The sequence below is a fragment of the Trichocoleus desertorum AS-A10 genome (genome assembly GCF_039962155.1).
Classification (GTDB): domain Bacteria; phylum Cyanobacteriota; class Cyanobacteriia; order FACHB-46; family FACHB-46; genus Trichocoleus.
Window position 1 is genome coordinate 7,501 of sequence record NZ_JAMPKN010000005.1, and the last position, 21,242, is coordinate 28,742.

The window sequence follows — 21,242 nt, forward strand, 5'->3', positions numbered from 1 at the left end:
TAATCATGGTGTAACTTGACACTGACAAAAATCTACGGTTGTCTTAAGACTACGGTGCACCATCTCAGGTAAGTTTCAATTGCCTGATTATTGATTGCTTGGGTTTGACAGACTAGCTCATCAGCTAATGCTTAAATCCTTCGGAGATTGAGCTAGATACCTGCAACTGAATCGGTTTTGAATGCAATGTTTTGTTCACCAGCTTGTGAGGAGAGTGTTGATGCGCCGTCTTTTTCGATTGGCAGTTATGGTTTTAAGCACTACTGCAATTGCCCTCTTGGCGACTAGTTGTGGAGAGAGCAAGATCGTTCAGTGCAACAAGTTAATTGACGTTATTAATAAAGGACAGGCACTTGCTAGTTCAGGCATAAATGGCAACGATCCGGCTGCAATGAATCAGTTAGCTACCAACTTAGATGGACTCAGCCAAGAGATTAAAGGGGTTAAGGTTCAAGACACAAAATTGCAAGTATTCCAAGCTAACTTCGCCAGAATTTATCAAACTTTAGCCCAATCGTCGCGCGAGATTGCCAACGCAGTTGCCAGCCTCCGGCAAACTCAACCAACAGGGACAGGTGGTACACAAGCCAAAGCAATGCAAGCAAAGGCCCAAGCTGCTACCCAAACGGCGCTAAAAGCAGCTCAGGAGGAAAGTAGATCTGTGAGTGACCTAAATGGTTACTGCAAAGCACAGTAGCGAAGCTGTCATGCAGATGCTAAAACCACATGGGCGAAAATTAACTGGAACTAGGGTGAGTTGATGAACGGCAAGAAATGGCATCAGGTTGGTTGGCGAAAAATTGCAGAATCAACTCTGCCATTTCATCCGCATATTTTTGGGGCAAAGCATGGTCAGCCTCAGGAATAATTGCTAACTCAGCGCCTGGAATTTGTTTGGCATAAGTTTGGCTATGCCATAAGGGAATGGTTTCGTCGCGATCGCCTGTGATTACTAGGGTTGGCACTCGCAACTGATGAATGTGCTGCTCTACTGTGTCAATCGCGTCTTCCGGTCGCAGTCGGTCTAACAGAAAGGCACGAGCCGCAGGTTGAGCTTTCAATTCCTGACGAAACCAGCTAAGTTGGGCAATCGCCGCCCGCTGACCCAATAACCCCGCTAACGGTTTAACCAAATGTAGGCCCCAATCAACCACTGGGACAGGCCATAATAACGGGCGCAAATGGTCATAGCGGCCACAAAAACTATCGTCTCGAATTCCGGCAGCGGCTGCTAAGACAAGACCATTCACCGCATCGGGATACTGCAAGGCATAAGCTGCCGCGACCCAACCACCGAACGAATGGCCTATGAAATAACAGGAACCTAGATTTAGGGCTTCTACCACCTGGCGCACAAAAGCTACTTCTGTTGCAATGTCGTAGCGAATAGCAGGCTTACCCGAATTCCCAAAGCCAAGCAAGTCTAGACTGATGCAGCGATAGTGCGATCGCAATTTCTGCATCAGAGGTAGCCAACAAGCTCCAGTGCCTAGAAACCCATGTAACAGCACCAGTGTCGGACCGCTCCCCATTTCCAAATAGGCTGCTGGCTGGGAACTAGTATCAGGTTGTCCAAACTGTAGGGGTATGGTTAGGATGCGTGGATCAGTCGAAGATTCCAATTCAGTCAACACAACTCAATAAACAATTGTGAAAAGCGTTACACTTCATTGCAGAGCTCAAAGATCAGCTTAACGGCATGATAACTTCTTTGATGGTCGATTGACGGCGCAGAGTAAGGGAAGGAGAACACTTTGGAGTCGCATTCACATCAGTCACTGAATTATTCCACTCGCGAAGACTTTAGCGAGTACGTCGCTCACCTCCAGCTTCACATGACGTTACAAGCTCGCAACTTGGTCCCACCGCTGATCCAAGCTTCCGATAGCCGAGAACAGTTGCTCCAGCAGACACAGGCTACTATCGAGAAGATCATTTCTCGCCAAGCTTCATAACTTTGCCATTCTCTAAAAACTCCATACATCTGGATTAATCAGGGCCGAAAGCTCTGATTTTTTCTTTTATTGGACCTCTAATTAGCCTTGCTTCTAAGCGATCGCCCATCGCGAAATTCCAGAAATCAATCTGTAGTGTAGATGACAAAATGTAACAAACTTCCACATCATAGGGGAAGAATTGTTGCTATGTGTCCAGCGTGGGCAACTACAGGTTGATAGAAGGATTGGTAGAAGGAACTATATTTTGAAAGCTTTTACAGATTTAGCGCCTGAGCCTCGTCGCAACTTATTAGTTTTGTTTGCCACCGGACTGCTATTTTGGTGCAGTTTGGCTTCTTTGCTGCCAACCTTACCCCTCTACGTACAAGAAATTGGTGGGAGTAGCCAACAAATTGGCATTGTGATGGGGGCCTTTGCAATTGGCTTGCTATTGTCGCGGGCTTGGTTAGGAAATTTAGCCGATAACCGCAGTCGCAAGATCGTTTTGCTGATTGGCATGACAGTTGTGGCGATCGCTCCCCTGGGCTATTTGTTTATCCATTCCATCCCATTGCTGATCGCAGTTCGAGCTTTCCACGGTGTCAGCATTGCCGCCTTTGGTACGGCTTACAGTGCCTTAACCGTTGATCTTTCACCAGAGAAAAATCGTGGTGAGTTAGTTGGGTATATGAGCTTGGTTAACCCAATTGGGGTCGCGATTGGACCTGCAATAGGTGGGTTACTCCAAGCAGCGGTAGGATATATTCCTTTATTTCTCTTATCCGCCTTGTTGGGTTTGATTGGGCTAGTGAGCGCAGTACAAGTTCGTGAACCCAATCGGCACTTAGAGAACGGAGATTCAAGCTCTAGTGGTCCATCCAATCAGTTTTGGCGTTTATTACTCAGTCCCCGAATTCGCATTCCTGCTCTGGTAATGCTATTAATCGGCTTAGCATTTGGGACTCTGAGTACCTTTGTGCCCTTGTACATTGCTGAAGCTAAAGTTGACCTGAACGCGGGATTCTTTTACACAGCTGCTGCGATCGCTAGCTTCGGCATTCGCCTCCTCACAGGTCGAGCTTCCGATCGCTATGGCCGAGGACTATTTATCAGCCTAAGCCTTACTTTTTATTCACTCGCAATGCTGCTGTTGTGGACTGCCCGCAATGCTGAAGCTTTCTTGATTGCAGGTTTGCTAGAAGGCGCTGGAGCAGGCACGCTAATTCCTATGATGGTGGCGTTGATGGCCGATCGCTCCCAACCACAAGAGCGAGCTAAAATTTTAGCGCTATGTGTGAGTGGTTTTGATGTGGGTATCGCGATCGCTGGTCCCATTTTTGGCTCTGTAGCGGAGCAAGTAGGGTACCGCAGCTTGTTTGGCTTCTGCGCTATTCTCGCATTTGTAGGTCTGCTAGTTTTCATCACTCAATCTAGCAAAGACCTAGCTTACTCACTCAAATTCGCTTCCGGGCGAGGTCGCGATCTGTATGCAGTTAATCAAACGCCTCAAAAAAGTTAAAGGGCAGGCACTAAGCCTACCCTTTTTGACGGGCTAGGAGGGATTCGAACCCCCGACACCGTGGTCCGTAGCCACGTGCTCTAGTCCACTGAGCTACAAGCCCCCGACAAGAATTCATATTAGCACACCTAAACCAAATGACACAACAAATTTTTCCTGAAAGCCCGAATTCAGCTAGTAGTCAGCCCTTGAGCCATTTAGACTCAGCAGGGCAAGCTCAGATGGTAGACGTTTCTGCTAAAGAGTCAACCATCCGTCAAGCGATCGCGGTGGGCCAAGTCCGCATGCGCCCAGAGACGCTGGGAGCGATCCAAGCGGGTAATGCACCTAAAGGGGATGTGGTTAGCACAGCTAGGTTGGCTGGAATCATGGCCGCCAAGCAAACCGCACAATTGATTCCTCTTTGTCACCCTTTACCACTGCATAAAGTAGAAGTTTGGCTCACTCCAGACCATCATTTACCGGGCTATCAAATTCGGGCAGAAGTGAAAACCAAAGCCGAAACAGGCGTAGAGATGGAAGCTTTGACAGCCGTCTCAATCACAGCTTTAACTCTCTATGACATGGCTAAAGCTCTAGAAAAGTCAATGCAAATTGAGTCAATTCGCTTGCTCAGTAAGACTGGTGGTAAGTCAGGCAACTACCAAGCCGAAGCAACAGACGCATCTTAACTAGAACCAAATCCTAAACAAAAACTACAGATTATTGACACTGCTTCACCTAGAGGATGATGCTAGAGAAAAAGCCTGATTAGTTTTTCAAAAAGTATTATAAATGAACAAAATTGCCATACTAGATGACGATGAGCACTGGTGTTTTTTAATTCAGCGCTTCTTTAGAGGTACTTTTGAAGTCTCTGTTTTTCACTCTTTCAGTGAGTTAATTCCTAAATCTTCTCAATATGACCTGATTATTGTGGATTTTTCCATTCCACCAACTCAATACCAAAAAAATATTGATGGTTGCAGTATTATTCAGCAGCTCAAGCAGGACTTAAGTCAGTCACCGATTCTGGTTCTTACTACTGCATTTATTAGCAAAAATAATTTGGCGTTAGGCAAGCAACTTTGCCCAGAAGCAGATTTCTTTATTGCTAAAGATGCTGGACTAGAATTTATTTTGAGTGCAGTTAAACAACTCCTTACAGATAAAAAGCTTCCTGTTCATCTAGCTTCAGGGCTTGAGTAGGCAAGTTGTGGGCAGCGTCCTAGATCTAGCCATTGATTAGGGCTTGGAAGTAGAGTAATAACTTAATACTTCTTGCCCCCGACGTACTAGCTTTTCGGGACCTTCCATCATTAAGAGATAGCGTCCTTGGCTTAGGTAGTGGCGGTAAATTCCAGAGGTACTGCCTTCTCCTAGGAACCCTAACAGCGCTCCCGCTACAGCTCCGCAAAAACCACTTACAACACCGCCCGCTACGATCATGAGTACTAGATTGGCATGCAGGGGAAAGCCCAAGCCAAAGTGAATAAATAGGGCTCCAATAAAACTAATTGCCGAGCCACCTGTTCCAGCAAAAACTGCCAAAGCTTGCGCTTTACGAGTAGCAATCTGCATGGGTTTTAGAAGCCCAACCCGATCAGGACTGCTATAGCCCTTACCAACGATCGCTAAATGCTCGGGAGAAATTCCATGCGATTGCAAAAGCCGATAAGCTTGAAAAGCAGCCGCTTCGTCTGAAAGGATAAAAACAGTTAAATGGGAGCGACGAGTTAGGGTCGCTTGGCGAAGAAATCGTTTAACAGTCACAAGCCTAAGCTGGGTTAAGAAATGGATAGCTTTGCTTGATTCTAATCTTAGTTTCTAGTTCGTTTGTTGGTTTGCGTTGCAACTTAACTAATTTTTTAATCTCGTTGTTAAGTAATCAGTTCATGACATTGCTATAAAACGACAAGGGTGACGTATTGTATGAGTGACGAGCAAGCAGTACTAGCAGCTAATCAAGCCTTCTACCGAGCTTTTGAAAGAAAAGATATGGAGGCAATGCAGGCAGTGTGGTCCAAAGGCACAGGTAGCCTCTGCATTCACCCGGGACGGCTAGCTCTACGAGGATGGGATGCGATTGGTAGCTCTTGGGAGAAAATCTTCAAGAACACTAGCTATCTCGAAATTGAGGTAGAGATCATTACTACTGAGGTAAATAGCGCGATCGCCTATGTCGTAGTGCTCGAAAAGCTATTTCAGGTAGTCGGTAACCAGAAAGTCCAGGCACAATCTATAGCGACTAATATTTTTGAGTGCATGGCCCAGAAATGGTATCTGGTCCATCATCACGGCAGCCCTCTAGCTCGCTAGCTTTAATGAACGCTTGTAACTAATGTTTGAGAACCGCGTGTCCCTTTTCCGAGCTGCTAGAGTTTATGCCAAAATGGGGCTGTCACGTACTTACTCAAGTACAAGATTGCGATCGCTCGAAAAGTAGAAGCAGATAGATTTTACTTTTTCAAGTGAATTCCTTTGCTGGTGTAGCCCCCATCATTCACACCAACACTAGGAAGCGTTCTAGCGCTGGCTGGAGGAAGGATTTAGCTAGTATATGTTAAGACTATTGACATAGCCTCAATTTAATTCACCCTAAAACTTTGAAATCCAGGCAGGCTTAGGTAAGCAGCCTGCGTTGCTCACCTCATACACCCCAAAAGGAAAGATAGAGTCATGGGATTATTCGACCGCATTAGCCGAGTAGTCAGATCCAACGTCAACGACATGGTCAGCAAGGCTGAAGATCCAGAGAAGATTCTGGAACAGTCTATTCTGGACATGCAAGAGGACTTGGTGCAGTTGCGTCAAGCCGTTGCCAGTGCGATCGCCAGCCAAAAGCGAACTCAACAACAACAAAACCAGGCTCAAACCGAATCTAATAACTGGCAGCAACGCGCTCAATTGGCGCTACAAAAGGGTGATGAGAACTTAGCCCGTGAAGCATTGCTACGCCGTAAAACCTACAATGAAACCGCTACGAGTCTGAAAACTCAACTCGACCAACAAAACGGTCAGGTTGATACTTTGAAGCGTAGTTTAATCGGCTTAGAGAGCAAGATTTCGGAAGCGAAGACTAAGAAAGACATGCTCAAGGCCCGCGCTGCTGCTGCGAAAGCTAATGAGCAACTGCAAAATGTGGTCGGCAATATGAGCACTGGTAGTGCTATGGGTGCTTTTGAGCGCATGGAAGAAAAGGTATTGCAAATGGAGGCTCGTTCTCAAGCAGTTGCTGAGTTGGCAGGCGCTAACTTAGAAAGCCAATTTGCCCAATTAGAGTCTGGTAGCGATGTAGATGATGAGCTGGCCGCTATGAAGGCTCAGTTGATTGGTGGTGCTTCACCTGAACAGAAAACGCTACCTGCATCTAGCCCATCAGCGAGCGCACCCAAAGATGCAGCCGTTGATGCTGAATTGGAAGACCTGAAAAAGCAGCTTGACAGTCTATAACAGTGTTTAGCACTTTTACTGTGTCTTCTCATGAGACCTAACCCCCAGCCCCTCTTCCCTTAAAGGGAAGGGGAGCTAGAGTAGGAGTTGCGGGAGATTGAGTCTGTGAGAGATTTAAAGCGCATCGGCGATAGGCAGAGGGTTTAGAGAGGCCTGCAAGAACTCTAACTTGCTCCCAAGAATTTATGAGTTGATTCTTAACCAGTCAGCATCGTTTTAAAGTATTAAGTAATTATTAGAATTCAAACGTCATGACTGGCAGTGTAATTACGATTTCAGACGCTGAGTTTGCGGCAACCGCTCTTGAGCCAACGAGTAAACTTGTGGTTATCTACTTTTGGGCTCCTTGGTGTGGCCCTTGCCGCCTTACGGCTCCCTTGATGGATTGGGCTGCGACTCACTACAGCGATCGCCTCAAAGTTGTCAAAATGGAGATAGACCCCAATCCTGAAACCGTGGCGAAGTACCAAGTGCAGGGAGTACCCGCTCTAATCTTCCTTAAAGATGGGGAAGTCGCGGCTTCAATTGAAGGAGCCATTGGTAAGCAAAAGCTGATTGATCTGCTCGAAACTCACTTACCAAAGTAGGCCAAAGTAGAGGCCAAAGTAGGGTTATTAGTAGCTCTCAGCCGCTCGCCTAGAGCCTTTAGCCATCATCCGTTAGATGGCCAGCCAACCGAATTGATCTCAATTGCTGAGAGCGAAGTTATTATGCAATTTGCCAAGCGTCTAGCCCCTCTTCAATCTAATGTGTTTGCTGATATGGACCAGGCAAAAGCTAGAGCCAGAGCAGCAGGCCGAGACTTGATTGATTTGTCGCTTGGCTCCTCCGATTTACCCGCAGCGGAGCATGTGATTGAGGCGATCGCGCAGTCTCTTTCAGACCAAAGCACCCACGGCTATTTGTTGTTTCATGGCACACAAGCCTTCCGCCAAGCCGCAGCCACTTGGTACGAAAAGAAGTTTGGTATTGCAGTCGATCCAGAAACCGAAGTCTTACCTTTAGTCGGTTCGCAAGAAGGCACAGCTCATTTACCTTTAGCAGTACTCAATCCCGGAGACTTTGCGCTGCTGCTAGATCCAGGCTATCCCTCTCACGCCGGGGGAGTTTATTTAGCTAGTGGGCAAATTTATCCCATGCCGCTGCTAGCTGAAAACAACTTCTTGCCGATTTTTGCAGACATTCCAGGCCCAGTTTTGGCGCAGTCTCGCATGATGGTGTTGAGCTATCCTCATAACCCCACCGCCGCGATCGCCCCGCTCTCGTTTTTCCAAGAAGCGGTTGCCTTCTGCCAACAGCACAATTTAGTTTTGGTGCACGATTTTCCTTACGCTGACCTCGTGTTTGATGGCACAGCTTTGCCCTCCGTCCTACAAGCTGACCCAGACAAGAGCGTATCTATTGAATTTTTTACCCTTTCCAAGTCCTACAACATGGGTGGATTTCGGATTGGATACGCGATCGGCAATGCTGAACTGATTCGAGCTTTGCGCCAAGTCAAAGCGGCTGTCGACTTCAACCAATATCGAGGGATTTTGAATGGGGCGATCGCTGCTCTCACAGGCCCTCAAGAAAGCATTCAAGTCACTGTAGAAACCTTTCAACAACGACGCGATGCATTTGTAACCGCTCTCAACCGCATTGGTTGGCAAGTACCGATGCCTACGGCCACTATGTATGTTTGGGCCAAACTACCTGAGCGCTGGAGCCAAAATTCAATGGAGTTTTGCACTCAAATGGTTGAGGCAACCGGAGTTGCTGCGTCTCCCGGTGCTGGTTTTGGTAAGTCGGGTGAAGGATATGTGAGATTCGCCTTAGTCCATGAGCCAGCCATTTTGAAAACTGCGGTTGATAGAATTGCTCAATTTCTCGAAGCTCATTGAAGATTTCCGGTTTTAACTCTGCACAACTATTTACGTTGATTTACTGAAAGCTAAGATTGAAGGTTTTTACTTAAGGCCCAACCTTCATAGCTTCTTCACAAAATCCTGTAAAAATCTATACTAATTTCACCAATCATCTCGTACGTAATACTTAGACTAAGGTGTTGTGAACGACCTAGAAGCTGAACAATGAAGTAGAGAAACTCAGAAGTTAGCTCTGCACTTGCATTCACGATATTGCATTACCAGTATTTCGCTAACGTTTATGAGCATTGATATTAGTACGTTATTCGACGAAAGGTTCTATCTATTCACTTATACAGATGTCGCCGCCGCTGTCGCTCAAGGATTTTTTGCCAGTGGCTTAGAGCATTTCAGGCAGTTCGGGCAACGGGAGCACCGCAATCCTAGCCCTCTGTTCGATAACCAATTTTATTTACAAAATCACCCTGATGTTGCTGCGGCAGTAGCCCAGGGAGCCTTTCCCAGCGGTTTAGACCACTTCTTACAATTTGGTCAGTCTGAGCAACGCAATCCTAGTTCCTTGTTTGATAACAACTTCTATTTAGCGACTTATACGGATGTTGCTGCGGCAGTAGCCCAAGGTGTTTTGAGCAGCGGATTTGAGCATTTTCTACGCTATGGGCGGTTTGAACAGCGCAATCCTAGTTCTCTGTTCAATGAAAGTTTTTACTTAGCTCACAACTCAGATGTTGCTGGGGCGGTTGCAGCGGGCGCTTTTATCAGTGGATTTGACCACTTCTCCCGACATGGCAGGCTAGAAGGGCGTGACAGCATCAATACGGCTCCTCTTGCCAATAGTGACGCTGTTGTGACTACTGCCAATACAGCCACCGCTATCAATGTGCTAGGAAACGATAGCGATAAAAATCAAGACGTGTTGGCTCTAACTGGGTTTAGTTCAGCCGCAAATGGCACCGTGACTAAAAACAGTGATGGCACGCTGACTTATGCGCCGAATGCCAATTTTAGTGGGGTAGACACCTTCACTTACACAATTGAGGATGGCTACGGTGGCACAGCAACAGGCACAGTTGCAATTACGGTTAACCCTGCGCCCTCGGTTACACCAACTAACGGCTACTACGGTTATACAACTGGAAAATTTCCTAATCTAAGCGAATCTTCCGGTTTAGTGCGAGGAGCGGGAGATTTTTGGTGGACTCACAACGATTCGGGCAATACTGCGGCTATCTATGCAATAGACAACAGAGGCAAAGCTATTGGCCAAGTCAACGTCACTGGGGCAACTAACGTTGATTGGGAAGAGATTACCACTGGGCCTGCTCCTGGTGGAGGCAGATACCTCTTTATTGGGGACATTGGCAACAACCAAAACCTTAGCGTTGGCTCACGCACGAATCAGAAAATTTATGTTGTGAATGAACCGAGTGCCGGTGCTCAATCTGTGAGCTTAGTGGCAACGCTGCCGATCAGGTATCCCAGTGGCTCTTTTGACAGCGAGGCCATGATTTTTGACTCAGACAGACAAGAACTGTTAATTATCACCAAGGATTTATTCCCCACCACTGGGCAAAGCAAGATTTTTAGTCGCAGTTTAAGTCCAAACAGCCCCACTCTCACCCTAGTTGGCACATTTGACGTTTCTCAGCGAACAACCTTAAGCGATCGCCTAGTCACAGGTGCAGCTTTGAGCAGCGATCGCACCACCTTTATCTTGCGTACATACAACACCGCTTTCCTGTGGCAGCGCACTCCTGGCGAATCATGGAGTAGCTTGTTTGGGCGGCAGCCAAATATGGAAATCCCTTTGCCCAACGAAACCCAAGGAGAAGCGATCGCCTTTGGCGAGAGTAATACAGAGTTCTACACCACGAGCGAACAAACGGGTCTGTTTAGCCGCTATGCCTATTTACCCATTTACACAGGCACAGCCAATAACGATGTGATTGTTGGAGATACAGCAGCCAACGTGCTTGCAGGCGAAGCAGGTGGCGATCGACTCACGGGTGGAGGGGGAACCGATATTTTCCTCTACAAAGCTCCAAACCACGGTAGAGATTCAATCACCGACTTTGCATCTGATGACACGTTCCATATTTCGGAAGCAAATTTTGGAGGTGGTTTGCGAGCAGGAATTCCCCTCAGCACGACTACTGCTTCCACAGGAGTCTTGGTAAGTAGTGCTGCGCCTACGTCACTTGGCACCAGCGCTAACTTCCTCTACAACACCAGCACTGGGGTTCTCAGCTTCGATGCTGATGGCACGGGTGCTGGCTCAGCCGTCGCGATCGCCACCTTAACTAACACGCCAATTCTCAACATTAATCAGTTTGTAATTACCTACTAATACCAATTCTCCAAATTCTATTTACAGATATTCGTAAGGGCGAACGGCCGTTCGCCCCTACAGCCAATTACTTGTAACCTGATTTCCAGGAATTGATATTACTCATTCCAGGCAGCCGAACGTTTAATGGATGCGTATTATTGAGTACTTGCGAGGATGCAATGGCCTTAATCTGACGCTGTGCTTCCGGAAAACTACTGGCTACCTGTATTTCTACGGGAATGAGCGATCGGTAGCTATCAAAAGAGCAAGCAATTCTTTATCTAAGCTTAGGCAAAATCTCAGCGAACTTTACCTATTTGAGTACTTAAACTTTCTAGACTAGGCGTTGATTCAATACCAAAAAATACTCAAGTAAAACTACGAAGTAGTAGATTGCCCCTCAGAGTTTTATCGATCTTGTTAACTCTGGATCGCACAAATCTACCTCCCCTGTAGTGGGTGTTCCAGGGCTCGAACGTTATCTAGAAATCTTGTGGAGACACACAACATGGTGAAGAGTATTAAACGCCTAATCGTTGGAGCCTCCGTGTTCGCAACTGTCAGTGCGATCGCTAACGCTCCTACATTTGCAGCATCTATCGTCAATGCAACAGTTGGAGGTAATGCATCTTTTCTGACTTACACAGTCATTGGCGGTCAAACCGTAGTAGACCCAACCAATAATGTGCAGGCAGCATTAGATGGTGATAGCAGCGCTCCAGGCGGCAATGTCGAACTATTTTCTAATAGTGAAGCAGGTTCTCTCTACTCCAGCGCCGGAGCAACCTCGGCCCAAAAGCTAACCGCTTTCAACAATTTTTTGGGTTACAACGAAGTTAAAACTTTGGATGGTCAGCTCAACGGTAAAAACATCAGCCTCAGCAGCTTAACCGCTGTAGATTGGCTAGGAGCTAGCAACGTTACTACTCTCCAGACAGCCCTCGGTTCTAATACAACTGCCATCCAAAAATCTGCAGCGATCGCCTCGCTCTACAATTCATCCAACTTAGCAACCACTTGGTTTAACACCACCCTAACTCAGTACGGGATGGCACCTAACCAAAACCTATTTAGCACCTTTTTGCTAGCAGGTGGGCTGCAAAGATTTAGTGACCCCAACATCTCCTATGTCAATCAAGACGATCAAACTGGGTTGATTAAGATTGGCTTAGCCGGACATTTCAATGCTGCCCCTCTCTTAGGATTACCGGGCACCATTCAGGCCAGTGAACTAGTCAAAGTTAGCTACAACGGACAAGCGAGCCGGTACTTACGTAGCTATCAGGCGACTAAGTCTGGGCTCATCTCCAAAGATGGTACAAATTCTCACACTGGCAACTATGAAGTCTCGTTGCAAGGTGAACTACCACCAAAGTCTACCCCTGAGTCAGTTCCTGAGCCTTCACTAGCACTGGGCTTATTTAGTCTGGGTGGACTGTTTGCGGCTAAGCGTAAGTTAACCAAACAAGCCTCAAACTAATTATTAATTCAGTCAACATCAGAACCAGGAGGCGATCGCTTCCTGGTTTAATTTTGTGGTGTAAGTCTAGAAAATTTTCGTTTATATCCACTTAATGTTCAGATAATTCTTATCGCTACTAAGTCTCACGTCACTTAAATACTTTAATCTTATTAGACCTTACCGCGCTCGGTTTCACGCTGCTGTTAGTCGAGCCTTGCGTTAATGGGTCAGGACAGATACTATAGGCTGCGAAATTGGATGTAACCAATTTAACTTAGAGGCTGATAGAGTCTCTAACTAAAATTTGGTCTCCAGATTGGGTAGCTTTGTGCAAAAGGAATTATAAGGATGAGCCAGGATGCAGATGAGTTAGGACAAGGCAGTGCTCGAATCTTGCTGATTGAGGACAATGACTCCAATCGGCAACTGCTGAGTGACTATCTCAATTACTGCGGTTATACCGTACTAACTTTGGCCGCAGGTGCTGGGTTTTTTACGGCGATCGCTCAATTTCAGCCGCATGTTGTGCTTTTAGATCTGAAATTACCAGATATCGATGGATACACTCTTTTAGAGCAACTGCAACAACGTGGGGAAGAGTTCCAAGTCCCTGTAATCGTCGTTTCAGCGTTTGCTTTTCAGTCTGACCAGCGGCGAGCGTTGAGTTTAGGGGCTCGTCGTTACCTAGTCAAACCAGTGAACCTGAACCTACTCAAACAAGCAATCCGAGAGGAACTGCCCTACTCGGTCTTATAGGAATTCCTCTGCTAAATCCAGATTTATTTGGCTCTTTGTTCTATGACAAAGGTTTCAACAAGCTGACTCAAGGTTTGTACTGAGGCACCTGCTTCAGAAATTTGAGATTCCAACTCTGCAATTAGCAGGGTTGCCGTTTGCAATTGATTTAGAATTTTATCAATAGCATTGCGAGTTTGTGACTCAAACTCTTCAATTTCCATACTTTTACTACTTAATTAATAGTCTTAATACATACATTCACAACCATAGCAATTACGGAGGGAAGAGAGAATCCGTTAATTCGCTTAAGATTTCTAGCTGTTCTAAAATAAAGGTATAGGGCCACACTTCTCGGACACCCTATGGGTTGAAGCTCAAGATTCTATAATTTTCAGTTCGTTTATTTTTCTAATTCGGCCTGTGACCCTATCTTCTCAAGTTTTGCCACTGCTGAAAGAGCCTGAGCGCCTCGAAACCCGATTGAAAGAGATTCCAGCGGAGCCTGGGGTTTACTACATGCGGGATGTGAGCGATCGCATTCTCTATATTGGTAAGTCGAAAAAGCTGCGATCGCGGGTGCGCTCCTATTTCCGTGATTTACAGTCACTCAGCCCTCGCATCGCGTTGATGGTGCGACAGGTCGCAGAAATCGAGTTTATTGTCACAGATACAGAAGCTGAAGCCCTAGCGCTAGAAGCGAACTTAATTAAGCAGCATCAACCACATTTCAATGTGCTGCTTAAAGATGACAAAAAATATCCTTATCTCTGCATTACCTGGTCAGAGGATTACCCCCGCATCTTTATTACTCGCAAGCGACGGTTGGGTAATGAAAGAGATCGGTTTTACGGTCCCTACGTCGATACTCATTTGCTCCGCAGCACCCTGCATATTGTGAAGCGGATCTTTCCCTTGCGGCAGCGTCCCCAACCTCTGTTTAAGGATCGTCCCTGCCTTAATTTCGATATTGGTCGTTGCCCAGGCGTTTGTCAGCAAATGATTTCGGGTGAAGACTATCGCAAAATTGTACAGAAAGTCGCGATGGTCTTTCAAGGGCGTACCGGGGAACTGGTTGATACCTTAATGGTGCAAATGGATCAAGCTGCCGAAGCTTTGAACTTCGAGCAGGCGGCTCGCCTCCGTGACCAGATTAATGGTTTGAAATCTCTAGGTGCAGAGCAAAAAGTAGCGCTCCCCGATGACACCATTTCTCGTGATGCGATCGCGTTGGCCGCAGATGAGCAGCATGCTTGCATTCAACTGTTTCAAATTCGCGCTGGTAGATTAGTAGGACGATTAGGCTTTGTCGCCGATGCTCAATCGGGAGAACCAGGTGCGATTCTAGAGCGAGTATTGGAGGAGCATTACCAAACGGTAGATGCAGTCGAGATTCCCGCAGAAATTCTAGTGCAGCACGAACTGCCGGAGAGCGACATGCTCGCCGAGTTTCTGAGCGATCGCAAAGGACGCAAGGTTACGATTGTCGCGCCGCAACGGCAAACTAAAGCTGAGCTAGTTGAAATGGTAGAGCGCAACGCGGAGTATGAGCTGGCTCGGACTCAACGCTTTGCCGATCGCAATGCTCAAGCGATGTTAGATCTAGCCGAAGTCTTAGATCTGCCTGACATGCCGCGACGGATTGAAGGTTATGACATTTCGCATATTCAAGGTTCCGACGCTGTCGCTTCTCAGGTCGTGTTTGTAGATGGTATACCTGCCAAACAGCACTATCGGCACTACAAAATCAAAAACCCTACTGTGACCACAGGGCACTCGGATGACTTTGCCAGCATGGCAGAAGTGATTCGGCGGCGGTTTCGTAAATATGCCGCTGATCCGCAGTTGCCAAGGGTAGGCAATTCAGATTGGCCCGATTTAGTCATGATTGATGGCGGCAAAGGCCAACTCTCGGCTGTAGTTAGCGTACTGCGGGAGCTGAATTTATTAGAAGAGTTGCGCGTGGTCAGTTTAGCGAAAAAGCGAGAAGAAATCTTTTTGCCAGGGGAGTCCCTGCCTTTAACCACAGAAGCAGAACAGCCGGGAGTGCAACTGTTGCGTCGTCTTCGGGATGAGGCTCACCGTTTTGCCGTTAGTTTCCATCGCCAGCAACGCAGCGATCGCATGCGCCGCTCTTGCTTAGAAGATATTCCTGGGCTAGGGCATCATCGCCAAAAAGAACTATTAGCTGCTTTTCGCTCAGTTGACTATATTCGGGAAGCGACCCCGGAACAACTCACAAATGTTTCTGGGATTGGCCCTCAGATAGCTCAGAAAATCTACGACTACTTTCATCCTCAGTCCTAGTTTTCTAGTAAGACGGGTTAAATAAACCTCACCGAACTAGAGTAAGGTCTAGCTCTGCTTAAGTTGTCACTACGTAGCCAAATTGCTGATCGTTGCCTAAATCCTTCTTAAGGAAGAACCATTTTCTTAATTTAGTTTTAATGATTGGTAGTAGCTTTATTTGACGCGATCGCTTTGAAGGGTTAGATAAAGTCAGGATCAATATATTCTTTTGAGTTTGCCTTCAAATTTTGCGATTTAGAGGTCAAACATTTGTGCTGACCCAGAAAACTTATGTTCGTTTTCTATAGCAGGAAATCATGACAAAATGCTTGGATCTTCCTGGTAATGCAGTTTGTGGTTTTACTGCCTTGGCAACATATTCGAGGCACAGCTTTGCCCTACGTAGACGACACCAAAAGACTTATAAAAGCTCAATGCATTATGCTGCTTGAATCGTGACGGAACGTGGAGGAGTTTAACTAGGAAATATTTTGTATTTTTAGTAACAATTGCTTCTATTTTTCTCCAATAAAATATTATCTAACGCTCAGTAAACTCATTAAGAAAGTTCATAAACATAAGTAAAATCTCATAAAAAATTTGCAGAATTGTTTAGAGAACTCTGTAATCATCGAAGAAGTTAGTATCGAGCAGTCCCAAATCAACAGCGCTTTTAGCTAATAGCAGTATTGCGGGGATCGCTCTCTCTGTAGGCGATCCCCAACCTCTGAAATCTAAAATCTAACTAAAGCTTGATTGCCGATCTGCATAAATGCCAACATAATAGAAGAGTCAGGAGACGATGACTTCTGCACTTTTAATCTCAGATTAATTTAGTAAGCTTCGATACATTTTGTTTCGAAAATCTTAGAATTACGAATTTAATTCGTGAACCTTGCCCTTAATCCCTCCTAATTGTTGAGCTAGCTGCGAGAGTATTAAAATGCGTGTTCTAGAAACCTTACAAGTTGTTCGTTGCCCTAATTGTGGTAGTCATGCCGAACGTCATCATCTTTCAGATGATCATTTGACTCGAACCCAATGCCAAACTTGTGATTATTTAATGATTACTTGCACAATCACAGGCAAAGTAATCGAAGCGTATGCTCCTGGCATCTACGCCCGTCATTAGATTTGCACTTGCGATTGCCGCACCACAATCGCAGCAGCACGGTAGGAGCGATCTTAAGCGATCGCTCCTACTTTTTTTGCCCGCAATTGACCGCAAGCGGCATCTGCTTCCAAACCCCGCGATCGCCGCACACTCGCAGCAATATGATGCTGCTTTAAACCATTTAGAAAAGCTTGAATCCGTTGTGGGCTAGGCCGTTGATAATCTACTTCACTAATTGGGTTGTAAGGAATCAAGTTAACGTGGCTCTGGAACCCCCGCAGATGTTCCGCCAGTTCTACTGCATGCTCTGGGCAGTCATTTAACCCGCCCAACAAAATGTATTCAAACGTGACCCGTCGCCCGGTTAGCTGCACATACTCGCGGCACTCGGCCAGCAAGTCTTGCAGCGGATACTGTCTCGCGCTTGGAATTAGCTGTTCTCTGACTGCTTGGTTAGAGGCATGCAAGCTCACGGCCAAAGTGGTTTGTAGCTGGTGTGTGGCTAAACGACGAATGCGGCCCGGAATGCCTACAGTCGAAATGGTCATGGCGCGTTTACCAATGCCCACATCCTCGTTCAGCGATCGCACCGCACCCAGGACATTGTCTACATTGAGCAAAGGTTCGCCCATGCCCATGAACACAATGTTGCTGACTCGCTGTTGAAAGTCTTCTTGAACTGTCAAAACTTGATCAACAATTTCATGTCGCTCCAGATTGCGGAGGAAGCCACCTTTACCTGTAGCGCAGAAGTCGCAACCCATCGGACAGCCAACCTGAGAAGACACACAAACAGTCAGGCGCTTTTCCGTGGGAATGCCTACGGTTTCAATAATTTGACCATCAGCCAGCCGCAGTAAAAACTTCACAGTGCCATCTGGTGCAGCTGCTCGGTAATGCAACGTTGAGCGCCCTATAGGCACATCAGCAACCGTGGAACGCCACTGCTTGGAGAAGACTGAAATTTCGTCCAGCGATCGCACGCCTTTTTGGTAAATCCACTGGTGTAACTGCTGCCCTCGATAAGCAGGCTGTTGCTGTTGTTTCACCCACTCCGTTAGCTCCGCCACGGAAGCACCTAGCAGGGGAGGTAAAACTACTACAGATGGCATCGGAGCCGCAGTTCCTGATTGACCAGCAGTGATAGCCTGTGCCACAGGTTGATCGGAGTAAATTCTATCCATGCGTTTTCTCAATTCCAGGAGCAGCTAGCGTTGTCAACAATTGCAGTTGCGATTCTGACAAACTTTTAATTGTAGAACTTTGGCCTCTCGGTGCTAACTCATGCACCTATATTCTTCCGCTGCCATGTAGGTAAGTTAGCTGGCCTAGGGATTTTCATTCTAGCTCAATTGGCCCGTGCAGCCTTGGACAGCGCTTTTAATTCAGGCTTCTTGGTAGTTAGAATTCCAAGCTGGAGAAATCGCAGTCTAGCTTGGATTCTGCACTCGGACGGATAAAATCAAGTTTGTAGCTGAATCCTAAAGTCTCATGCCGTTGGATCTGCCGATTTTGTCCCATCTCTGGAGTGGCTGCTATGGGCTTATGGCCTTTGAGTTCAAGTCTCCAGGCCCCATATTAGTTGAGTTGGGACCTCTCACTATTCGTTGGTATGGCCTCTTAATTGCCTCGGCTGTGCTGATTGGGGTCAGCTTGTCCCAAGCTTTGGCGACGCGTCGCCGAGTTGATCCCGATTTGATTGGTGACCTAATTATTTGGTTAGTTGTCGCTGCAATTCCCTCGGCTCGGCTGTATTACGTACTGTTTCAGTGGCAAGAATATGCTCAACGACCAGAAGATATCATTGCCATTTGGAAAGGAGGCATTGCGATTCATGGCGCTATTCTGGGCGGTTTGGTTGCCAGCCTAATTTTCGCCAAGATCAAACGAGTTTCGTTTTGGCAATTAGCAGATTTAGTCGCACCATCTTTGATTTTGGGACAGGCGATCGGGCGGTGGGGCAATTTCTTTAATTCAGAAGCGTTTGGACGACCGACTAATTTACCCTGGAAGCTGTTTATTCCTCCTGAGCAACGTCCCGTGGGATATGAGAATGTGGCGTACTTTCATCCCACGTTTCTCTATGAGTCTCTGTGGAATTTGATGGTGTTTGGGATTCTCATCACCTTGTTTTTCCGGGGACTGCGGGGAAAACCTGTTTTGAAGGTGGGAACGCTGTTTTTGGTTTATTTAGTCAGTTACAGCTTGGGGCGTTTCTGGATTGAGGGACTGCGGACAGATAGCTTAATGATTGGGCCGCTCCGCATTGCTCAAATTATTAGTTTGGTGGAAATCAGCATCGGTCTTGCTGGTTTATTTTGGCTCTACCAACTCCGTCGTCCTTTACCGGATGTGGTGGCTGCTCAGGAAACAGATCCGAAGTTGCGTCAAGAATCGGATCATCTTCCTTAAACTTGGAGATTTAAATAAGAAAAACCCCAGAAGCTGAATGGCTTCCAGGGTTAAATCAGGGTGCATCTACCATTCCATAATCCAACGGCACAGTAGCCAATCCGGATAGTTTGAATTCTGGAGCGATCGCTTTATCAAGTCTTTACGGTTACGCTTTTAGAACCAAGAGCTTGGGGGCACCTGCCCCCAAACCCCCGCTGAGGGACGGCTGCGTCCCCCAGACCCCCTCCAGAGGTAACTTCACGTACGGGGAGGCTCTAGACTGACTCCTCTACACTAAAGACTGAATCGAGATTTATGACTACGTTTGATATTAATTCTGTCGTCAGCCAACTCCCTGAAACCCAGGATAAATCTGGTCTAGCGCCTGCCGTTTACATTGTCGGAGCGGGTCCGGGTGATCCGGAGTTGCTGACGATTAAGGCGCAAAGGTTGCTGGCGCAGGCGGATGTGATTTTGTTTGCGGATTCTTTGGTGCCTCGACAAATTTTGCAGGGGGTGCGGGCAGATGCGGAGTTGATTCGCACGGCCAATAAGACGCTGGAGGAAATTTTGCCGCTGATGGTGGAGCGGGTGCGATCGCAAAAGTCGGTGGTGCGGTTGCATTCAGGGGACCCGAGTTTGTATGGAGCAGTGCATGAGCAGATGCAGGCTTTGGCGGAGGCGGAAGTGCCTTTTGAGGTGATTCCTGGAATTAGTGCGTTTCAGGCGGCGGCGGCGAAGCTGCAAGTGGAGCTAACGGTGCCAGGGTTGGTACAGACAATTATCTTGACTCGGATTAGTGGTCGTACCGAGGTGCCGGAGGCGGAGGAGTTAGCGGGTTTGGCGGCACACAAGGCTAGTCTTTGTCTCTACCTCAGCGCTCGTCATGTGGAAGCATCTCAGGCGAAGTTGATGGAACATTATGCCGCAGATACGCCTGTGGCGATTTGTTTTCGCGTTGGCTGGCCTGACGAAAAAATCCGGGTGGTGCCGCTGAGCGAAATGGCAACAGTGACTCAGCAGGAGAATTTGATCCGGACTACGCTCTATGTGATTAGTCCTGCTCTAACAGCAACTCAGGCGCGATCGCGGCTCTATCATCCAGAACACGATCATCTCTTCCGCCAGTAAGATTCTAGTCGGATTATGGCTGGGCTGTGGTTTTCCTCTCGTGAGTCTGTAATACACTGAGCGATGTAGTGCCAATCAGGTATAGACCCTTGCTAGACGAACAAGCGAAAAAGACAATCCTGCGTAAAATTCCCCACGGGCTCTACATTTGTGGAGTCAAAGAAGGGGAAGAAGTAAATGGCTTTACTGCCAGTTGGGTTATGCAGGCTTCCTTTAAGCCCCCTCTCGTCGTCAACTGTGTCAAACAGGACTCCCGCTCTCACGCCATGATCAAGAGCAGCGGTGTCTTTGTCCTAAGCTTTTTGGAAGCAGGACAGAAAGACCTGGCGCAAAAGTTTTTTCAACCGCAGCGTCGAGTCGGTAACAAGTTCGATGATGTCGAGTTTTACCTCGGAGAAACGGGTTGCCCCATCATCTCGGAAGCTTTGGGATACGTGGAATGCCGCGTAGTTGGTGCGGTCGAGCAAGGCGATCATACGGTTTACGTAGGTGAAGTGATTGCAGCAGGCACTCATCGTGAGGGCGAACCTCTCTTGCTAGAGAGCACAGGCTGGCAATACGGTGGCTAACACTTTAATTGCTAAGGATAAGAGGTTGTGAGGGCTGAGTCTTGGGCTTAGCCTAAACAATCAACTCATCAGCTAGTGAAGTTTTAGAATTTTTATATTGTCACTATGCCTTTGATCAAGGTTCAAACTTCTATTTCTGCTCCAGACAAGTCTCAAGTAGACAGCTTACTCAAGCAGTTGTCGGCTGGTCTAGCGAAACACACGGGCAAGCCTGAGTCTTACGTGATGACAGCTTTTGAGCCAGGAGTCGCCATGACTTTCGGAGGCACATCCGACCCCACTTGCTATGTAGAAATTAAGAGTGTGGGCACAATGGGGCCGACACAAAACAAAGCCATGAGTCAAGACTTTTCTGAGCAAATTGAGAAAGCTTTAGGGATTCCTGCCAATCGCACCTATATTGAGTTTTCAGATGCTAGAGGTTCGATGTGGGGTTGGAATGGCTCCACGTTTGGCTAAGGTG

At 47.1% G+C, this 21,242-nt stretch carries 22 protein-coding genes and 1 tRNA gene; 18 read left to right on the top strand and 5 right to left on the bottom strand.

Annotated elements, in window-relative coordinates; all coding sequences use genetic code 11:
* Positions 1 to 220: 220 nt before the first annotated feature.
* Positions 221 to 697, top strand: a complete 477-nt coding sequence (locus tag NDA01_RS09670; RefSeq protein ID WP_348227789.1) for a hypothetical protein — start codon at positions 221 to 223, stop codon at positions 695 to 697.
* Between the two features lie 40 nt (positions 698 to 737).
* On the opposite strand, the gene NDA01_RS09675 is transcribed toward NDA01_RS09670, so the two are convergent.
* On the bottom strand, positions 738 to 1,634 hold the full coding sequence (locus NDA01_RS09675; RefSeq protein ID WP_348227790.1) for an alpha/beta fold hydrolase: 897 nt from the start codon (positions 1,632 to 1,634) through the stop codon (positions 738 to 740).
* Positions 1,635 to 1,754: 120 nt separating this feature from the next.
* Between NDA01_RS09675 and NDA01_RS09680 the strand changes: the two genes are divergently transcribed.
* The gene (locus NDA01_RS09680) at positions 1,755 to 1,955 is read left to right on the top strand and encodes a hypothetical protein (RefSeq protein ID WP_348227791.1); all 201 of its coding nucleotides are present in this window, start codon (positions 1,755 to 1,757) and stop codon (positions 1,953 to 1,955) included.
* Between the two features lie 247 nt (positions 1,956 to 2,202).
* Positions 2,203 to 3,456: an MFS transporter gene (locus NDA01_RS09685; RefSeq protein ID WP_348227792.1), complete on the top strand. Its 1,254-nt coding sequence runs from the start codon at positions 2,203 to 2,205 to the stop codon at positions 3,454 to 3,456.
* A gap of 29 nt (positions 3,457 to 3,485) precedes the next feature.
* Here the strand turns inward: NDA01_RS09685 and NDA01_RS09690 are convergent.
* Positions 3,486 to 3,559, bottom strand: a tRNA-Arg gene (locus NDA01_RS09690).
* 34 nt (positions 3,560 to 3,593) lie between these two features.
* On the opposite strand from NDA01_RS09690, the gene moaC reads away from it, so the two are divergent.
* Together moaC and NDA01_RS09700 are read left to right on the top strand one after the other, a co-directional pair.
* A complete protein-coding gene (gene moaC, locus NDA01_RS09695; protein WP_348227793.1) occupies positions 3,594 to 4,127 on the top strand; it encodes a cyclic pyranopterin monophosphate synthase MoaC in 534 nt (177 codons plus the stop codon).
* 103 nt (positions 4,128 to 4,230) lie between these two features.
* Entirely contained in the window at positions 4,231 to 4,644 is a 414-nt protein-coding gene (locus NDA01_RS09700; RefSeq protein WP_348227794.1) for a response regulator, read from the top strand.
* A 36-nt stretch (positions 4,645 to 4,680) separates the two neighbouring features.
* Here the strand turns inward: NDA01_RS09700 and NDA01_RS09705 are convergent, their stop codons facing one another.
* On the bottom strand, positions 4,681 to 5,208 hold the full coding sequence (locus tag NDA01_RS09705; protein WP_348227795.1) for a hypothetical protein: 528 nt from the start codon (positions 5,206 to 5,208) through the stop codon (positions 4,681 to 4,683).
* A gap of 159 nt (positions 5,209 to 5,367) precedes the next feature.
* Here NDA01_RS09705 and NDA01_RS09710 point away from each other — a divergent pair, with 159 nt between their 5' ends.
* The 7 genes from NDA01_RS09710 to NDA01_RS09740 all read left to right on the top strand — a co-directional run bounded on the left by NDA01_RS09710 (position 5,368) and on the right by NDA01_RS09740 (position 13,303).
* The gene (locus NDA01_RS09710; RefSeq protein WP_348227796.1) at positions 5,368 to 5,754 is read left to right on the top strand and encodes a nuclear transport factor 2 family protein; all 387 of its coding nucleotides are present in this window, start codon (positions 5,368 to 5,370) and stop codon (positions 5,752 to 5,754) included.
* 360 nt (positions 5,755 to 6,114) lie between these two features.
* The gene (locus NDA01_RS09715) at positions 6,115 to 6,888 is read left to right on the top strand and encodes a PspA/IM30 family protein (protein ID WP_190438564.1); all 774 of its coding nucleotides are present in this window, start codon (positions 6,115 to 6,117) and stop codon (positions 6,886 to 6,888) included.
* Between the two features lie 251 nt (positions 6,889 to 7,139).
* Complete coding sequence (locus NDA01_RS09720) at positions 7,140 to 7,475, top strand: thioredoxin family protein (RefSeq protein WP_190438561.1); 336 nt, start codon at positions 7,140 to 7,142, stop codon at positions 7,473 to 7,475.
* A gap of 123 nt (positions 7,476 to 7,598) precedes the next feature.
* Entirely contained in the window at positions 7,599 to 8,771 is a 1,173-nt protein-coding gene (locus NDA01_RS09725) for an LL-diaminopimelate aminotransferase (protein WP_348227797.1), read from the top strand.
* Between the two features lie 265 nt (positions 8,772 to 9,036).
* Positions 9,037 to 11,103, top strand: coding sequence for an Ig-like domain-containing protein (locus NDA01_RS09730; RefSeq protein WP_348227798.1), 2,067 nt, complete (start codon positions 9,037 to 9,039; stop codon positions 11,101 to 11,103).
* Positions 11,104 to 11,593: 490 nt separating this feature from the next.
* Positions 11,594 to 12,565: an NF038130 family PEP-CTERM protein gene (locus NDA01_RS09735; RefSeq protein WP_348227799.1), complete on the top strand. Its 972-nt coding sequence runs from the start codon at positions 11,594 to 11,596 to the stop codon at positions 12,563 to 12,565.
* A 330-nt stretch (positions 12,566 to 12,895) separates the two neighbouring features.
* Positions 12,896 to 13,303, top strand: a complete 408-nt coding sequence (locus tag NDA01_RS09740; RefSeq protein ID WP_348227800.1) for a response regulator — start codon at positions 12,896 to 12,898, stop codon at positions 13,301 to 13,303.
* 23 nt (positions 13,304 to 13,326) lie between these two features.
* On the opposite strand, the gene NDA01_RS09745 is transcribed toward NDA01_RS09740, so the two are convergent.
* A complete protein-coding gene (locus NDA01_RS09745) occupies positions 13,327 to 13,506 on the bottom strand; it encodes a hypothetical protein (RefSeq protein ID WP_190438544.1) in 180 nt (59 codons plus the stop codon).
* Positions 13,507 to 13,705: 199 nt separating this feature from the next.
* Here NDA01_RS09745 and uvrC point away from each other — a divergent pair, with 199 nt between their 5' ends.
* Positions 13,706 to 15,589 carry an excinuclease ABC subunit UvrC gene (uvrC, locus tag NDA01_RS09750; RefSeq protein WP_348227801.1) on the top strand — a complete coding sequence of 628 codons (1,884 nt, stop codon included), beginning with the start codon at positions 13,706 to 13,708 and terminating at the stop codon, positions 15,587 to 15,589.
* 925 nt (positions 15,590 to 16,514) lie between these two features.
* Positions 16,515 to 16,703, top strand: a complete 189-nt coding sequence (locus NDA01_RS09755; protein ID WP_190438540.1) for a replication restart DNA helicase PriA — start codon at positions 16,515 to 16,517, stop codon at positions 16,701 to 16,703.
* Between the two features lie 53 nt (positions 16,704 to 16,756).
* On the opposite strand, the gene rlmN is transcribed toward NDA01_RS09755, so the two are convergent.
* Positions 16,757 to 17,869 (bottom strand): dual-specificity RNA methyltransferase RlmN, encoded by a 1,113-nt coding sequence (rlmN, locus tag NDA01_RS09760; RefSeq protein ID WP_431193360.1) that lies wholly within the window; start codon positions 17,867 to 17,869, stop codon positions 16,757 to 16,759.
* Between the two features lie 307 nt (positions 17,870 to 18,176).
* Here rlmN and lgt point away from each other — a divergent pair, with 307 nt between their 5' ends.
* From lgt to NDA01_RS09780, 4 genes are all read left to right on the top strand, one after another.
* The gene (gene lgt, locus NDA01_RS09765; RefSeq protein ID WP_348227802.1) at positions 18,177 to 19,097 is read left to right on the top strand and encodes a prolipoprotein diacylglyceryl transferase; all 921 of its coding nucleotides are present in this window, start codon (positions 18,177 to 18,179) and stop codon (positions 19,095 to 19,097) included.
* A gap of 297 nt (positions 19,098 to 19,394) precedes the next feature.
* The gene (cobM, locus tag NDA01_RS09770; protein WP_348227803.1) at positions 19,395 to 20,210 is read left to right on the top strand and encodes a precorrin-4 C(11)-methyltransferase; all 816 of its coding nucleotides are present in this window, start codon (positions 19,395 to 19,397) and stop codon (positions 20,208 to 20,210) included.
* Between the two features lie 89 nt (positions 20,211 to 20,299).
* On the top strand, positions 20,300 to 20,779 hold the full coding sequence (locus NDA01_RS09775; RefSeq protein WP_190438536.1) for a flavin reductase family protein: 480 nt from the start codon (positions 20,300 to 20,302) through the stop codon (positions 20,777 to 20,779).
* A 105-nt stretch (positions 20,780 to 20,884) separates the two neighbouring features.
* Positions 20,885 to 21,238, top strand: a complete 354-nt coding sequence (locus NDA01_RS09780) for a phenylpyruvate tautomerase MIF-related protein (RefSeq protein ID WP_348227804.1) — start codon at positions 20,885 to 20,887, stop codon at positions 21,236 to 21,238.
* Positions 21,239 to 21,242: the final 4 nt, after the last annotated feature.

Bases quoted from the DNA above. Each gene is read 5' to 3' on its own strand.
- NDA01_RS09670 (WP_348227789.1), top strand. From the start codon at position 221: ATGCGCCGTCTTTTTCGATTGGCAGTTATGGTTTTAAGCACTACTGCA.
- moaC (WP_348227793.1), top strand. From the start codon at position 3,594: ATGACACAACAAATTTTTCCTGAAAGCCCGAATTCAGCTAGTAGTCAG.
- NDA01_RS09700 (WP_348227794.1), top strand. From the start codon at position 4,231: ATGAACAAAATTGCCATACTAGATGACGATGAGCACTGGTGTTTTTTA.
- NDA01_RS09710 (WP_348227796.1), top strand. From the start codon at position 5,368: ATGAGTGACGAGCAAGCAGTACTAGCAGCTAATCAAGCCTTCTACCGA.
- NDA01_RS09715 (WP_190438564.1), top strand. From the start codon at position 6,115: ATGGGATTATTCGACCGCATTAGCCGAGTAGTCAGATCCAACGTCAAC.
- NDA01_RS09720 (WP_190438561.1), top strand. From the start codon at position 7,140: ATGACTGGCAGTGTAATTACGATTTCAGACGCTGAGTTTGCGGCAACC.
- NDA01_RS09725 (WP_348227797.1), top strand. From the start codon at position 7,599: ATGCAATTTGCCAAGCGTCTAGCCCCTCTTCAATCTAATGTGTTTGCT.
- NDA01_RS09730 (WP_348227798.1), top strand. From the start codon at position 9,037: ATGAGCATTGATATTAGTACGTTATTCGACGAAAGGTTCTATCTATTC.
- NDA01_RS09735 (WP_348227799.1), top strand. From the start codon at position 11,594: ATGGTGAAGAGTATTAAACGCCTAATCGTTGGAGCCTCCGTGTTCGCA.
- NDA01_RS09740 (WP_348227800.1), top strand. From the start codon at position 12,896: ATGAGCCAGGATGCAGATGAGTTAGGACAAGGCAGTGCTCGAATCTTG.
- NDA01_RS09745 (WP_190438544.1), bottom strand. From the start codon at position 13,506: ATGGAAATTGAAGAGTTTGAGTCACAAACTCGCAATGCTATTGATAAA.
- NDA01_RS09755 (WP_190438540.1), top strand. From the start codon at position 16,515: ATGCGTGTTCTAGAAACCTTACAAGTTGTTCGTTGCCCTAATTGTGGT.
- rlmN (WP_431193360.1), bottom strand. From the start codon at position 17,869: ATGGATAGAATTTACTCCGATCAACCTGTGGCACAGGCTATCACTGCT.
- lgt (WP_348227802.1), top strand. From the start codon at position 18,177: ATGCCGTTGGATCTGCCGATTTTGTCCCATCTCTGGAGTGGCTGCTAT.
- cobM (WP_348227803.1), top strand. From the start codon at position 19,395: ATGACTACGTTTGATATTAATTCTGTCGTCAGCCAACTCCCTGAAACC.
- NDA01_RS09780 (WP_348227804.1), top strand. From the start codon at position 20,885: ATGCCTTTGATCAAGGTTCAAACTTCTATTTCTGCTCCAGACAAGTCT.